Below are 15,158 nucleotides of genomic sequence, written 5' to 3'. Positions count from 1 at the left end.
TCAACTCTTGCTGGTGGCGAGCTTGATCAGCTGAGGAGCCGTTGCGTCGGGCAGGTAGGCACGCGTCAGTGCGATTCCGATCCGAGGCAGGTCGGCCTCGTCGCGGAAACACAGGAAAACGGGTTCGTACCTCGGCTTGAACTTCTTCTTGAACGCGTGAAGAGACCGGAAGCCGTAGAGCGGTTCCATCGCGGCTCCGAGCATGTCCAGCAGGCGGTCCATCGATGCGGCGTCGGCGCCGTCGTCGCTGCGGGCGAGCGGTGCTCCGGACAGTGAGACGAATTGGGCACCTTGTTCTTTGAACTCGAGGGCCGACGATGCGATGAGGAACTCGACCACCGGACGGAACCCGTCGGGACGTCGACGCATGACGTCGAGTGTCCAACCCTGAACCACGCCGCCTTCGCCGTACACCGGCAACCACGAGGTGACGCCGTGAATGCTTCCGGTCGGGTCGACGGCCAAGCCGACCCGGACGTCGCGGTCGAGCGCCTCCTCGACGCTTCCGAGGGTGAACCCCATCTCGGGTAGCCCCTTGTCGCCCACCCATTCCTCGGAGATGGCGCGCACCTGAGCCAATACGGAGAACGGCTCGTCGGCCAATGTTGTCATCCGGAAGGTGATGTCGTCCTTCTTGGCCTTGTTGAGCGCCGAGCGGATGTCCTGCCAGGATTTACCGGTGAACTGCAGTTCTGGTAGGTCGACGATCGTGTCTTCGGCGACCTGAACGGTGCGCCAGCCACGCCGGGTGGCGGCGTCGGCTGTCTCCTTCCCCACGGAGAACAAGCAGGGAGTGAGGCCGTTGGCTTCGGACATCGTCGTGAATTCGTCGACCGCTGCGGCAAGTCGGTCGGGGCTCGCTATCGGATCGGCCAGGACCACGACGACACCGACATGCCGTTGGAATGCAACGACGCTCTCACCCGACTCGCCGAAGTAGTAACTGTTGCCGTCCCACGTCGTCATCCACGACATGGTTCCGCCGCCGTGTCGTTTGAGCAGTTCCCGAGCGGCGGCGCGCGGATCGTTCCCGGACAACGGCCCGCCTCGAATCTTGCGCCGCATCGGTACGTGAAAAGCGTGGCGGCCCTTGATCAACAAGATGAGTTCGAGAAGCCAGAGCAGCGCGGTACCGACCGTGACGGCGCCGGCGCTCTCGTAGTCGAAGAAGATGACCGAGACGAGGACGAGGGCGGTGGCCAAGACCGTCAGTGAACCGAACACCACGGCAACCCACCAGGCCCAGCGGCGACCTCGTCGCAACTGGTCCGCGATCAGGGCAACGATGACCACGTCGATCAATGCCGTCCAGCCCGAACCGGTTTCGGCTTCCGTCGGCCCGAACGGTCCGCTTCCGGGGAACAGCCAGACGGCGATCTCGACCACGCCGATCAGGAGCAGGCCGATGAATCCGAGCAGGCGGATCTCGCGTCGCGTTCGGGGGATGAACCCGCGCTCTCCGTCGCCGAAGAACTTCTCGCCCACCGGCAGGAATATCGCGACCGCGATGAGGTGCTGCACGTCGGCGAGGCGGCCTTCGAAGAGGAACGCGATCGCAATGTACGCACACAGAATGGCGCGGACTCGCATTCGCCAGGGCGAGCGGAGTGTTGCTGTGGTCGCGGCGAGTGCGGCGATGATTGCGGTGGTCACGCCGACGTCGCGGTGGGTGGCGAGGTTGCGAGCCCAATCCCAGTCGGTGTGGCTGCCCGCCCAGAGGAGGAGCGATGCACCGAGTTCGCCCGCCAACTGACCGCTGATCGTGACGATGGCCGCGTTCTTGGTTCCCAGGCGCCATTCGCACCAGCCGACCGCGAAGGCAAAAACGACGATGATCGAAACATACTGACCCGGCGTCAATCCGAAGAACCACCCCGTGACGAGAGTCCACCACTTGCCTTCCTGCAAGGCAGGAACTCCGTAGGCGATGTCGTCGAACCACGAGTAGGTACGGACGTGATTCCACAGGGCGCCGGTCGCGATCCCGACGACGGTGATGGTGAGCACTACGCTCGCGGTGAACGGCACACGCCGCAGGACGCTCAGCGTGTCGGAGGCAAAGCGAGAGGCCCGATTCGACGCGCCCGGCGCGCTCTGGTCGGTCTGCGGGGTGGGGGTCTGGGACTGCTCAGCCATCGAGGTTCTCTTCTCGCCATGCCGCACGGTGGATTCTGCCTGTTCAGCATGACAGGAATACAGACCGATAATCAGGCGAAGCGGCCAAAATGGACCAGACTGGCTGAGGGTCTCAGTCTCGTGGCGCTACTGTCGAGCCATGGTGAACGGAGATTTACTGAATCGGGACCACGTGGTCGCCTCACTTGCCGCTTTCGAACCTCGGTCGGTCGAATTGGACGGAAGGCGCTCGGCGTCGGTGGTCATCGTCGTCATGCGGACTGCGGACGGAACACCAGTGTTCCCGGTGACGAAGCGGCCGAGCAAGATGCGCGCCCACCCCGGTCAATTCGCGTTGCCGGGCGGAAGCGTCGACCCGGGCGAGTCGTCCGAACAGGCAGCGGTTCGGGAACTTTCCGAGGAGCTGGGTGTCGACGTTCCCGAGTCGAAGATCATCGGCCGGCTCGACGACTACGTCACTCGTTCGGGATTCGTGATCCGGCCGTTCGTCATGTGGTCGGGCGAGGACATCGGGGGACTGGTACCCAATCCCGACGAGGTGGCCCAGGTGTATGCCGTCACGTCGGAGGAGCTCGACGTGGACTCGCGCTTCGTCACCATCGAGGAGTCACCGAACCCGGTGATCCAATGGCCGTTCCGAACGAGCCTGATCCATGCGCCGACCGGAGCCGTCATCTATCAGTTCCGCGAAGTGCTGAACGGACGGCACACGCGCATCGACAAGCTCGAGCAGCCGGTGTTCGCCTGGAGATAAGGGCAGCTCGACAAGCTCGAGCAGCCGGTGTTCGCCTGGAGATAAGGGCAGCTCGACACGCTCGGGACAGTTCAGGCTACGGCGCCTCGGCGAATAGTCCGTCGTGCTGTGGAAAGCTGGCCGCACGGCAATCGAACGACGCGAGGTGTGTGCAGTGAACTCTGGCGAACAAGAACCGATCCCCACGGATCGGATTCTCACTGTTCCCAACGTGCTCAGTATCGTGCGTCTACTCGCTCTGCCACTGTTCGCCTACCTGCTGCTCGTCACGCACTCGGACGGCTGGGCATTGGCGCTGCTGATGCTCAGCGGGTTCACCGACTGGCTCGACGGCAAGCTGGCCAGAGTGCTCGGACAGACCTCGCGTCTGGGAGCGCTTCTCGACCCGCTGGTCGATCGTCTGTACGTCGTGACGACACTGGTCACCTTCGTCGCCCGCGATTTCATTCCCTGGTGGGTCGCAGCGATACTCATCGGCCGTGATCTTCTGCTTGCGTTGACGCTGCCGATCTACCGCAGGCGTGGCCTGCCACCGCCCGAGGTGGTTTATCTCGGCAAGGCTGCGACCTTCCTACTGATGTTCGCGCTGCCGTTGATTCTTGCCGGGCACGGAGACTGGGCCATCGGACCGTTCACCCATGCCTTCGGTTTCGCTTTCCTGATCTGGGGAACCGTCCTGTACGTGTGGACTGCCGCGATCTACGTGCTCAAGGCCGTTGACGTTGCGCGAACCCACGAGGTCGTGCCCCGATGAAGTCGACCGGGGAGGACGTCCGTCGTAACCCGGTACCGTCGCTGCTTCGGTCACTCATGACCGAACATCTCGACCCGGGCTACGAGGCAACTGCATTCGAACGCCAGCACGAGCACACCAAGAACAGATCCTCGAAGACGGGGCCGTGGCTGGCCCTCGGCGCACTGTTGATCGGGTTCATCGTCACGGTCTCGGCTGTTCAGGCGACGAAGCAGGTGACCGGCACCGAAGAGGTTCGAAGCGAGTTGGTGGCGAAGGTCCGTGATGCGGAGGATCGAATCGATTCACTGGCCGCGTCCCGCGATTCACTCGGCGGCGCCGTCGACGCAGCGCGCGGCGTGGCGCTCGAAGGCGATGCACGCGGCAGCGCCGTCCTCGACCAACTGCGAGCGGTCGAATCCGGCGCAGGAGCCGAAGCTGTTCACGGGGAGGGACTGGTGGTGACGTTGACGGACCCGGCCGGACGCCCAAACCTCTCGGATGCGTCGCAACGGAGTGTCGGCGGTAAGACAGTTGTCCTCGATCGCGATCTGCAGACCGTCGTAAACGCCCTGTGGGCTGGGGGAGCGGAGGCGATCGCCGTCGGCGGCGTGCGAATCGGGCCGACGGTGACCATTCGTCAGGCGGGCGGCGCGATGCTCGTCGACAACCAACCTGTTTTCTCCCCGTACCTCGTCGAGGCGATCGGAGACACGCGAGCACTGCAGCGGAAATTCGTCGTCAGCGACGCCTACGTGAGAATGTCTAGCGTCTCGCAACTGTACGGAGTCGGTTTCGCGGTGGCCGAAGACGATTCGTTGACTCTGCCGCCTGCGGCGCCTCGCGCCGTCCGAGTGGCAACAGAACCCACAGAACCCAAGTGACAGAAGGAGTTCGATGAAGGCCGGTTCCGCCCTGTACGGACTCGCAGCACTGGTCGTCGGCATCGTCCTGGGCGTAGTTTTCAGCCCGCAGGTGCCCGACGTGATCCAGCCCTATCTTCCGATCGCTGTCGTTGCGGCGCTCGACGCCGTCTTCGGTGGACTACGCGCGTATCTGGACGAAATCTTCGACGCGAAGGTGTTCGTGGTTTCCTTCGTCTTCAACGTGCTCGTCGCGTCGTTGATCGTCTGGCTCGGTGATCAGTTGGGTGTCGGTACTCAACTCTCGACGGCGATCGTCGTCGTGTTGGGTATCCGGATCTTCGGCAACGCAGCGGCATTGCGACGCCGACTGTTCGGAGCGTGAGTCATGGCGGAACATTCCACGACCGAACCGGAAGAAGAACCTCCCGTCACCACTGCGGGTGAAGGTCGTCACGAGTTGCGTTCACCGTCCAAACACCGCACCAACGTCGTCTTCGCAATCCTCGCTGCTGTGCTGTTGGGCGTGCTCGGCGTTGCGATTGCCACACAGGTACGCAGCACAGTGGCCGGAGATTCACTCGACGCCGCGCGCCCTGCCGACCTCCTGGTGGTTCTCGACAATTTGAATCGGCGCGAAGCCGCGCTGAGGCAGGAAGTCGCGAATCTTCAGGAATCGCTTGCCACTTTGGAAGCCGGTGGCAACACGGGAGCAGCGCTGGACGAGGCGCGGGCGCGGCTGACCTCACTCTCCATTCAAGTGGGGACCGCTCCGGCCACTGGACCGGGTGTGACGATGACCCTGACAGATCCGGCGGGCGGCGTCGGATCGGAAGTGATTCTCGATCTCATCCAGGAACTGCGTGCTGCCGGTGCCGAAGCCATCTCGATCGTAGGTGCGAACGGCGAACCCATTCGTATCGGCGTGAACTCGTGGGTGAGTGGGCGCGGCGGCGAGATCGAATTGGACGGAACCCGGATCGAGCAGCCGTACACTGTGACCGCGATCGGAGATCCGCCGACATTGGCGGCAGCGTTGAACATTCCCGGAGGCGTCTTCGACAATGTCGCACGCAATGGCGGAACGTCGTCCGTCGAGCAATCGCAGCAGGTCACGATCTCCGTCTTGCGACAATTGAATCCGCGCCAATACGCTCAACCCGGAAATTGATCTTTTTGCGTCCGACTTTCGGACGGCCTGTGAAAGGAAGCCACTGTGAGTGAGCTCGATACACCTACCGATCTGCGCTACACCGCGGAGCACGAGTGGGTGAAGCGAACCGGCCCGACCTCAGTTCGAGTCGGTATCACCGACTTTGCTCAGTCGCAGCTCGGTGACGTCGTGTTCGTCCAGCTTCCCGCTGTCGACGAAGACGTGACCGCCGGTGAATCGCTCGGTGAGGTCGAGTCGACCAAGAGCGTCTCCGACATCTTTGCTCCGTTCACTGCGAAAGTTCTTGCAGCGAACGGTGAATTGGACGGACAGCCCGACCTCGTCAACACCGACCCGTACGACACGGGTTGGTTGGTCGAACTCGAGGTTGCCGACGAGGCCACACTCGACGCCGCACTCGCGGCAACTCTGGACGCGGAGGCATACAAGGGACTCACGTCCGAGTAGAAAACCTGCGCGTGGACCGGCCAACTCGTGTTGTGTCGCGGCCTGTCTCGCTGCACACGGCGGTCTGCGCAGGGTACGGTCGTTAGGTACGCATGTGCCGAGTCGGGGCGCAGGGCCGTATCGAACGTGACTGTGAAAGATGCTCGTGAAGAAAGTGCACTGCGTAGTCCAGTGATTCATGATCTGGATGATTGACCCAGGAGGAGAAACAGTGAGCGAGAACGGTAACGACGCGGGCTATGGGGAGTCGCCGGCGGAGACCACTTCGGTTTTCCGCGCGGACTTCCTCAATGAGCTCGACAACACCTCCTCTGCAGCACCGGCCGCCGAGCAGCCGGTTTCGGGCGTGGAAGGCCTTCCCGCCGGAGCCGCACTTCTGGTGGTCAAGCGGGGACCGAATGCAGGATCCCGCTTCTTGCTCGATCAGCCGACGACGTCGGCAGGTCGACACCCGGACAGCGACATCTTCCTGGACGACGTGACCGTCAGCCGTCGTCACGCCGAGTTCCGTCAGGAAGATGCAGATTTCCACGTCGTCGACGTCGGAAGCCTCAACGGCACCTACGTCAACCGTGAGCCTGTCGATTCGGCAGTTCTCGCGAATGGTGACGAGGTTCAGATCGGCAAGTTCCGTCTGGTGTTCCTCACCGGCCCTCGTGCCGGCGGTTCGCAGGTCGGCGAGTCGTCAGCAGGTGCGGGTAGCTAATGACGGCAGTGCGGCAGCAGAGCCAGCCCGGAATGTCGATTGGTTCCGTGCTGGATCGGTTGCGTCCAGATTTTCCCGACGTGACGATTTCGAAGATCCGTTTCCTCGAGTCCGAGGGCTTGATCAGCCCGCAACGGACACCGTCGGGATACCGCAGATTCTCTGTCGAGGACTGCGAGCGTCTTCGCTTCGTGCTGACCGCTCAACGCGATCAGTACCTGCCGCTCAAAGTGATCAAAGAACAACTCGAAGCGATCGACAGTGGCGCAGCGACGGTGAGTGCAGAAGTTCCTGCGCCTCGTCGTGCTCGCGTCCTGTCGATCGCTACGGGCGATGTCTCACCCGAGGCGTTCCGGGTCGATCGCGAAGTTCGAGTCGGTCGTCAGGATCTTCTCGCGCGCGCTGACATCGACGATCGGTTTCTGACCGATCTGATCCGCACCGGTTTGGTCGTTCCCGGCGCGGCGGGATTCTTCGACGAGGATGCCGTGACGTTGGCGCGCACCGCTAAGGCGATGTCCGAGTACGGCTTGGAGGTTCGCCATCTGCGGGCGTTCAAGTTGGCTGCTGATCGCGAAGCGGGGCTGGTGACTCAGATCGCCGGACCGGTTGCCAAGGGTCGTGACGCCGGAGCACGTGATCGTGCCGAGGAAATGGTGCGGGAGCTGGCCGCTCTGTCACTGACTTTGCACACGTGTCTGGTCAAATCGGCAGTTCGGGGAAGTCTCGATCGCTGAGTTCCTCGATCAGCGGGGCACACTCGAATAGAATTTCAGTACGACCGCATCGGAGTCGGTCGGCTGGATCACGTCAGGTTGGAGGCAAGCTCGATGGGCGAAATGCGTGTGATCGGAGTTCGTGTCGAGCAGCCTCAGAATCAGCCGGTCCTGTTGCTGCGAGAGTCCGACGGCGATCGGTACCTGCCGATCTGGATCGGGCAAACCGAAGCTACCGCGATTGTTCTCGAACAACAGGGAGTCGAGCCGGCGCGGCCGCTGACTCACGACCTGATCAAGATCTTGATCGAATCTTTCGGTCGGAGCCTCAAGGAAGTTCGGATCGTGGACCTGCAAGAGGGCACTTTCTACGCGGATCTCGTCTTCGACGAGCAGACCACTGTCTCGGCACGTCCGTCGGACTCGATTGCATTGGCCCTGCGCATCGGCGTTCCGATCTTCGCGTCGGAGGCTGTTCTCGCCGAGGCCGGTCTGGTCATTCCCGACGAGCGCGAAGACGAGGTCGAGAAGTTCAAGGAATTCCTCGACACCATCTCGCCGGACGATTTCAAAGCCACTGATGGTTAGCCTGAATTGACTGGTTGCGGACTTTAGTCTTCAACTCTCAAGTAGAGGTTGAGTCTCGGTCGGCGTGTTGCGTTGACCATGCACCCTCCTGGACTTACCGTTGCGTGCGGTGGAGATCTTCTCGCCTTGTCGATCGAGGCGTACTCTGGGTAAGTCCACTCATGGAATTACCTGCCTTGGATTCACATCTGAAAGTTCGGTCGGCACGGGATTCTCGTGACTGCTGATAGCACAGGTTGGTTACATGATGGCGAAGCGAGAGGGAGACGGCAGTGGAAGAACAGTCGAATGAGCGCGGGACGGGCATAGCCGGTAGTGCCGCGACTGCAGAAATGTCTTCCGAAGAGCTGCAGCCGGGCCTGTTCCCGGACGATTCCATCCCCGACGACCTCGTCGGATATCGAGTACCCAGTGCCTGCCAGATCGCCGGGATCACGTACCGCCAACTCGACTACTGGGCACGGACGTCGTTGGTTGTTCCGTCGATCCGTGGCGCTGCCGGATCCGGAAGCCAACGTCTGTACTCCTTCAAGGACATTCTCGTTCTGAAGATCGTGAAGCGTCTGCTCGATACCGGCATCTCACTGCAGAACATCCGCGTTGCCGTCGATCACCTCCGTAAGCGTGGCGTCCGCGATCTTGCCAACATCACTCTGTTCTCCGACGGCACCACCGTGTACGAATGCACGTCCCCCGAAGAGGTCGTCGACCTCCTCCAGGGTGGGCAGGGCGTATTCGGCATCGCAGTCAGTGGCGCGATGCGTGAACTCACCGGAACGATCGCCGACTTCCCCGCCGAGCGGGCCGACGGCGGCGAAAGTGATCCCAACCCGGAAGACGAGTTGGCTTCGCGACGCAAGAATCGCGCCAGCCGCAAAACCGGATAACGTACGTCACATCTCTTTGGAGGATGCCACGGTGCAGGTAGGCGTTTCGGTCAACTAGACTGGGCCTGCGTCGCCGGCGTACGGGAGAGCCTCGGATACCGATTCACCGAACTTGTCTTTGTTTCAGTCTTTGTCTCAAAGGTCAGTCGTGAGCGGGATCAGGGCGCCGAAGGAGCAATACCTCCCCGTCAATCTCTCAGGCACCAAGGACCGTACGGGCTCCGACGCCTCTGGAAAGCGGTGGGACAACCCACCCGCCGACGGGGAAAGGCTGTGGCTTCCGCCTTCGGCGGATCACTACCGAATCTCTCAGGCGCTCGGGAATCGAGCATGCGACAGAGGGGGAGGAACACACCGCAGTTCGGTGTGTGTCCTGATCCTCCGATCTGTCTGGGAGTTGTCGTGATCGACGCTGCAAGCCGTATATTTGCCGACCGCCATGTCGGTCCGAACGCCGCGGAACTCGCGCGCATCCTCGAACTCGTCGGGGTCGATTCACTCGACGAACTGGCAACCAAGGCCGTTCCCTCCGTCATCCTCGACGCTGCCCCGAACGGCATCGCTGCCGGACTCGACGCTCTGCCGCTTCCGGTCGGAGAGCACGAGGCACTTGCCGAACTTACTGCACTCGCAGCCCAGAACACCGTCGCGACGTCGATGATCGGCCTCGGCTACTTCGACACGTTGACGCCGCCGGTGTTGTTGCGCAACATCATCGAGAACCCGGCCTGGTACACCGCGTACACCCCGTATCAGCCGGAGATCAGCCAGGGCCGTCTCGAAGCCCTCCTCAACTTCCAGACCATGGTCGCCGATCTCTCCGGCATGGAACTGGCAAACTCGTCGATGCTCGACGAGGCCACCGCCGCTGCCGAAGCCATGACGCTCCTGCGCCGCGCGAACCGCAGCAAGTCCCCACGATTTGTCGTCGACGCCGATCTCTACCCGCAGACCCTCGCCGTCATCGAGACTCGCGCCGTGCCGCTCGGCATCGAGATCGTCTCTGCGGACCTCACCGCTGGTCTTCCGGAAGGTGACTTCTTCGGCGTCATCGCCCAGATCCCAGGTGCCTCGGGACGAGTCGTCGATTACACCTCGATCATCGCGGAAGCTCACGAGCGCGGCGCACTGGTTGCCGTCGGCGCAGACCTCCTCGCGATGACGCTCATCACCTCACCCGGTGAGCTCGGCGCGGATGCGTGCTTCGGAACCACCCAGCGTTTCGGTGTTCCCATGGGGTACGGCGGACCGCACGCCGGTTACCTGGCCGTGCACTCCAAGCATGCGCGTCAGCTGCCCGGCCGCTTGGTCGGCGTCTCCATCGACGCCGACGGAGACAAGGCATACCGCCTGGCGCTGCAGACACGTGAGCAGCACATTCGCCGCGAGAAGGCGACGTCCAACATCTGTACCGCTCAGGTGCTCCTCGCCATCCTCGCTGCGATGTACGCGAGCTACCACGGCGCCGAGGGACTCAAGGCGATTGCGTTGCGCGTCGCTGCCCGCGCACACGCGTTGGCAAACGGCCTGCGCGAAGGCGGCGTGACCGTTGTCCACGATTCGTTCTTCGACACCGTGCTCGCTCAGGTTCCGGGCAAGGCGGCCGACGTCGTCGCTGCGGCCAGGGAATCCGGGATCAACCTGCGTCTGGTCGATGCCGATCATGTCGGTATCTCCTGCGACGAGGCCACGACCGCCGACCACGTCCTTGCCGTGCTCGACGCGTTCGGGATCAAGGATGCTGTTGTCGCCATCGAAGCCGAGGGCAATTCGGTTCCGGCTGCTCAGGAGCGCACCTCCGACTACCTGCAGCACGAAGCCTTCACCCGTTACCGTACGGAAACGGCGATGCTTCGCTACCTGCGCGCGCTGTCCGACAAGGACATCGCCCTCGATCGCAGCATGATCCCGCTGGGTTCGTGCACCATGAAGCTTAATGCGACCGCCGAGATGGAATCCATCACCTGGCCCGCGTTCAACGCGATCCATCCGTTCGCGCCGACATCGGATGCGCCCGGTCTGCTGAAGATCATCAAGGATCTCGAAGACTGGCTGGTCGCGGTCACCGGCTACGACAACGTCAGCCTGCAACCCAACGCCGGCAGCCAGGGGGAATACGCGGGCCTGCTCGCGATCCGCAACTACCACCTCAGCCGGGGCGACGACCACCGCGACACCTGCCTCATCCCGTCGAGCGCTCACGGCACCAACGCGGCTTCTGCCGTCATGGCCGGGATGCGCGTCGAGGTTGTCGCCTGCCGTCCCAACGGTGACGTCGACGTCGACGATCTGCGCGCGAAGATCGCCGATCACGCCGAGCGTCTCGCCGCGATCATGATCACCTACCCTTCAACGCACGGTGTCTACGAGCACGAGATCGCCGACATCTGCGCAGCGGTACACGACGCCGGTGGCCAGGTGTACGTCGACGGCGCCAACCTCAATGCGCTTGTCGGCCTTGCCCGTCCGGGCCGATTCGGCGGCGACGTCAGCCACCTGAATCTGCACAAGACCTTCTGCATCCCGCACGGCGGCGGCGGACCCGGCGTCGGCCCGATCGGTGTGCGCTCACACTTGACGCCGTTTTTGCCCGGACACCCGATGGCCCCCGAACTCGGTGGTGGAGGAACGATCTCGGCAGCGCCGTACGGCAGTGCGTCCATTCTGCCCATCACCTGGACCTACATCCGGATGATGGGTGCTGCGGGCCTGCGCCGCGCCAGCCTGACCGCCATCGCGTCGGCCAACTACATCGCGCGTCGACTCGACGAGTACTTCCCGGTTCTCTACACCGGCGAGAACGGCATGGTCGCGCACGAGTGCATCCTCGACCTCCGTGGGTTGACCAAGGACACCGGCGTCACCGTCGACGACGTCGCAAAGCGTCTGGCCGACTACGGTTTCCATGCACCGACCATGAGCTTCCCCGTGGTCGGCACACTGATGGTCGAGCCCACCGAGAGCGAGAACCTCGAAGAGATCGACGAGTTCTGCGAGGCGATGATCGCCATTCGCGGCGAAATCGATCGCGTCGGAGCGGGCGAGTGGACGGTGGAGGACAACCCGCTACGCGGTGCTCCCCACACTGCGGGAAGCATTGCAGCGCAGTGGGATCACCCGTACTCGCGTGAGATCGCCGTCTTCCCGCGTGGCAAGGCTCGCCCGAAGGTGTGGCCGTCCGTGCGTCGTATCGACGGTGCACATGGCGACCGCAACCTGGTCTGCTCGTGCCCGCCGATCGAAGCGTTCGCAGGCAACTAAGGCGTGTGCCCGCCGGAGATCATCACCTCTCGTGTACGAGTTCGAGAACAGTGATCTCCGGCGGGGCGCCGACGCGTACCGGCGGACCCCAAGCCCCGGCGCCACGCGTCGTGTACAGCACTGTGTTTCCGACCCTGTCCAAGCCTTGCACCGAAGGCTGCTGCAGCGGAACGAGATACCGCAGCGGCCACATCTGACCGCCGTGAGTGTGCCCGGACAGTTGCAGATCGATACCCATCTCGGATGCCTCGATCGCTTGACGCGGTTCGTGCGCGAGAAGCAAGGCGAAAGTATTCGGATCGCGACCTGCGAGCGCGGCAGTCAGGTTCGGCTCGTACGGGGCCGGCGACGTGTAGTCGTGGATGCCCACGATGTCGATGGTATCGCCGCCATGCTGGATCGAGGTGCGGCTGTTGCGAAGTGTGGTGATCCCCAATGTCTCCCACACGTCGAGCCATTTGCCGCCGTCGTCGGCGTAGAACTCGTGGTTTCCGCTGACTCCGAAGATTCCGTCGGGCGCCCGAAGATCGGCGAGCGGAGCAAGATCGGGAGCAACTTTCGCGACGGTTCCGTCCACGAGGTCGCCGCCGATCGCGATCAGATCGACATTCTGCGAGTTCACGATATCGACCACCTTGCGGGTGAAGTCGACCCCGCGGGCCGGTCCCACGTGCAGGTCGGTGATCAAGGCGATCCGGTATCCGTTGAAGCCCTCAGGTAGGCGAGCGAGCGGCACGCGGACGCGGGAAATCTTGGGGCCCGACGCCTCGTAGACGCCGTAGCCGGCGGTGCCGATCGCCGCGAGAGTGACTGCTGCCGTAGCCAACTGCAACGTACGACGCTTGGCTGGGTCGACTTCGGTCGTGGTATCCGTGTGGCGTGCACGTAGTCGACCGATCCCGGCGAACAGGCCGATCACGAGCAGTCCGGGAATCAGATACAGCCACGAAGCCAGCCAGACCCATCCGACAAATCCGATCGGTCGCGCCCACGATGTCGGAAAGACTTCGCCGCTGCCGACCCCGATGAGCGTCGAGACCGCCAAGACGACAAGCGCAGTGTCGGCGAGACGAGCCCATCGCCTCGGGATGCCGGTGGCGCGAACGAGTCGGCGATGCAGGAACCAGGTCAGAAGGGCGAGAAGGACTGCAAAAACCGCGACGCGCCCCATCAGGACAGCATCTTGGTCACTGCGGCCGCGAGAGCGGGGTCGGACGTCGAATCGACCCGAACCAATGTGCCGCCCGTCCGATCCGAGACGTCTTGGAGTGTGGAGACGTCGTCGCCCGCACCGACGACGATCACGTCGACCTGTACCGGACGCGACGGATTGCCCGCAGCGGCGATCGCGCTGAGCAGTTCGGCTCGCGTCGTGGTGGATTCGTCAGGCGTACTCGAGGTGATCAGCAGCACCGAGTTGACTCGCCCCGCGTCGAAACCGTCCACGGCGGCTTTGTAGGAGCTGGCAAGCGCCGGGTATTTGGAGGTCTTTCCGCCGGCCCGAAGCCCGTTGAGGAAATCGGTGATCGTGGCACGCCGATTCGGCTCGGACAGTGAACCGCCCGGAACCAGGATGCGCTCGGACGGTTTTCCGTCGGTGCCCGTGCTGAACTCGCGAAGGCCGATGTCCGAAGCGTCAGGGCTGCGACCCAATTGGGTATTCACCGCCGAGGCAACGTTCGCCAAGCGGGTAGTGCCACCGTCGTCGGTACCCATCGACGCCGACGTGTCCATCAGGATGGTGGCACTACGCGGCGAGACCGGGTTGGCGACTATGTCACCGAGCGCCGCTGCGGTCTCCGCCGAAGCCGGTTTCAACGTGGACGAGATCTTGGCCGGGGACACCGCCCCGAGATCGGGAAGGTCTTGGCCCTCGACCCGGAAACCGGCGCCGACGAACAACTGTGACTGATTCGGCTCACGCATGAAATCGGCAAACTGTGCCGCTGCGCGCGACGCGGTTTCGTCGATCCCGCTGCCCGAGACGATGACCGCCGGATAGTCCGCGACTGGCGTTGCGCCGGCGGGGGAGTACGTCGTCATCGCCGCGTTCGCGCTCTGCGCTATCGACTGTTCCGTGGCCGGAACGGCTTTCACCGAATCCGGTGTTCCGGCGCTCAGTGCTCCGAGGGCTTCGGCAGTGGACGAGGGGGGAGTCGGCAAGGATTGGAACTGCAACGCCCGTGCACTGAGCGCAGCGTTGACCTGAGCGGACTTCGCCTGATCCGTCGTGACCGGACCGGCACCCGCATCGGCGACGTCGGCAGCGATCGCCTGTGCAGCCATCGAGGTTTCGGTACTTCCGACCGGCAGGGCGACCGTCAGATCGGAAGGCAAAGACTTCCAACTCGATGCTGCGCCGGCCAATGCTGCCGCGGTCTCGGGACCGGCTGCCAGAACGATCGGGGAACTCGCGAGCGAGCGAGGATCACCGTTGATCACGGCCTTGCCCGACAGTGGCGCGAGTTCGAACGAACTCGTCGGGATCCACAGGGAGGGACGCGGTCCCAATGCTGCGTCGTCCCAGGGGGCCGCCGGACCGGCTTCGAGTGCCGTCGAGACCGACGCGGACGGCGCACCGTGCACCACGACGGCGATGCAGTGATCACGCACCACCGGCGAGGTCTGGGTGTACCGCTTCGCCAGTTCCTCGACCTGTGGGGCTATGGACGGATCCGCGGTGACGTCGAGTGTCTTGTTGCCCTCGACGCACGTACCGGCTGCCTGCTGTCCCTGATCGTCGATCCGGTTGCTGAGGGCCTTCCATCCGAAGAAGCCTGCCACGATCAAGACGATCAGCACGACGACGAGAATCGGCCCCTTACTGATACCTCTGGCGCCTGACCCGCCGCGATGTTCGCCCACGTACCTTGCCCTACCTTGGTCACTCGAA

The 15,158-nt window shown here is 63.3% G+C and carries 14 protein-coding genes and 1 riboswitch; of the genes, 11 read left to right on the top strand and 3 right to left on the bottom strand.

Going from position 1 to position 15,158, the window contains the following annotated elements:
* Positions 1 to 2,136, bottom strand: coding sequence for a DUF2156 domain-containing protein (locus tag P0M12_RS27865; RefSeq protein ID WP_192712379.1), 2,136 nt, complete (start codon positions 2,134 to 2,136; stop codon positions 1 to 3).
* Positions 2,137 to 2,275: 139 nt separating this feature from the next.
* On the opposite strand from P0M12_RS27865, the gene P0M12_RS27860 reads away from it, so the two are divergent.
* The 11 genes from P0M12_RS27860 (at position 2,276) to gcvP (ending at position 12,265) form a co-directional block, all read left to right on the top strand.
* Positions 2,276 to 2,890 (top strand): CoA pyrophosphatase, encoded by a 615-nt coding sequence (locus P0M12_RS27860; RefSeq protein ID WP_003946186.1) that lies wholly within the window; start codon positions 2,276 to 2,278, stop codon positions 2,888 to 2,890.
* A gap of 154 nt (positions 2,891 to 3,044) precedes the next feature.
* Entirely contained in the window at positions 3,045 to 3,644 is a 600-nt protein-coding gene (locus P0M12_RS27855) for a CDP-alcohol phosphatidyltransferase family protein (protein ID WP_030537518.1), read from the top strand.
* Positions 3,641 to 4,507, top strand: coding sequence for a DUF881 domain-containing protein (locus tag P0M12_RS27850; RefSeq protein WP_003946177.1), 867 nt, complete (start codon positions 3,641 to 3,643; stop codon positions 4,505 to 4,507). Before P0M12_RS27855 ends, P0M12_RS27850 begins: the two co-directional genes overlap by 4 nt.
* Before the next feature lie 13 nt (positions 4,508 to 4,520).
* Positions 4,521 to 4,871, top strand: a complete 351-nt coding sequence (locus P0M12_RS27845) for a DUF1290 domain-containing protein (RefSeq protein ID WP_003946178.1) — start codon at positions 4,521 to 4,523, stop codon at positions 4,869 to 4,871.
* 3 nt (positions 4,872 to 4,874) lie between these two features.
* Positions 4,875 to 5,657 (top strand): DUF881 domain-containing protein, encoded by a 783-nt coding sequence (locus tag P0M12_RS27840; protein ID WP_099698226.1) that lies wholly within the window; start codon positions 4,875 to 4,877, stop codon positions 5,655 to 5,657.
* A gap of 45 nt (positions 5,658 to 5,702) precedes the next feature.
* A complete protein-coding gene (gene gcvH / locus P0M12_RS27835; protein ID WP_003946160.1) occupies positions 5,703 to 6,107 on the top strand; it encodes a glycine cleavage system protein GcvH in 405 nt (134 codons plus the stop codon).
* 211 nt (positions 6,108 to 6,318) lie between these two features.
* Positions 6,319 to 6,813: a glycogen accumulation regulator GarA gene (garA, locus tag P0M12_RS27830; protein ID WP_003946166.1), complete on the top strand. Its 495-nt coding sequence runs from the start codon at positions 6,319 to 6,321 to the stop codon at positions 6,811 to 6,813.
* Positions 6,813 to 7,550, top strand: a complete 738-nt coding sequence (locus P0M12_RS27825; RefSeq protein WP_003946161.1) for a MerR family transcriptional regulator — start codon at positions 6,813 to 6,815, stop codon at positions 7,548 to 7,550. The genes garA and P0M12_RS27825 overlap by 1 nt, the downstream gene beginning before the upstream one ends.
* A 93-nt stretch (positions 7,551 to 7,643) precedes the next feature.
* On the top strand, positions 7,644 to 8,117 hold the full coding sequence (locus P0M12_RS27820) for a bifunctional nuclease family protein (protein ID WP_003946194.1): 474 nt from the start codon (positions 7,644 to 7,646) through the stop codon (positions 8,115 to 8,117).
* Between the two features lie 332 nt (positions 8,118 to 8,449).
* Positions 8,450 to 9,004 carry a MerR family transcriptional regulator gene (locus P0M12_RS27815; RefSeq protein WP_021344354.1) on the top strand — a complete coding sequence of 185 codons (555 nt, stop codon included), beginning with the start codon at positions 8,450 to 8,452 and terminating at the stop codon, positions 9,002 to 9,004.
* A 220-nt stretch (positions 9,005 to 9,224) separates the two neighbouring features.
* Positions 9,225 to 9,353, top strand: a riboswitch (glycine riboswitch).
* Positions 9,354 to 9,406: 53 nt separating this feature from the next.
* A complete protein-coding gene (gcvP, locus tag P0M12_RS27810; protein WP_277377143.1) occupies positions 9,407 to 12,265 on the top strand; it encodes an aminomethyl-transferring glycine dehydrogenase in 2,859 nt (952 codons plus the stop codon).
* Between the two features lie 22 nt (positions 12,266 to 12,287).
* Here gcvP and P0M12_RS27805 read toward each other — a convergent pair whose 3' ends face one another.
* Positions 12,288 to 13,436 carry a metallophosphoesterase gene (locus P0M12_RS27805; RefSeq protein ID WP_054187381.1) on the bottom strand — a complete coding sequence of 383 codons (1,149 nt, stop codon included), beginning with the start codon at positions 13,434 to 13,436 and terminating at the stop codon, positions 12,288 to 12,290.
* Positions 13,436 to 15,130, bottom strand: a complete 1,695-nt coding sequence (locus P0M12_RS27800; RefSeq protein WP_007732001.1) for a VWA domain-containing protein — start codon at positions 15,128 to 15,130, stop codon at positions 13,436 to 13,438. Before P0M12_RS27800 ends, P0M12_RS27805 begins: the two co-directional genes overlap by 1 nt.
* Positions 15,131 to 15,158 lie beyond the last annotated feature (28 nt).

Origin of the sequence: Rhodococcus sp. RCBS9, assembly GCF_029457415.1 — a bacterium.
In the GTDB taxonomy this organism is placed as follows: domain Bacteria; phylum Actinomycetota; class Actinomycetes; order Mycobacteriales; family Mycobacteriaceae; genus Rhodococcus_F; species Rhodococcus_F qingshengii.
Note: the sequence above shows the minus strand (reverse complement) of the source record. Positions and strands in the feature narration are given on the sequence as shown.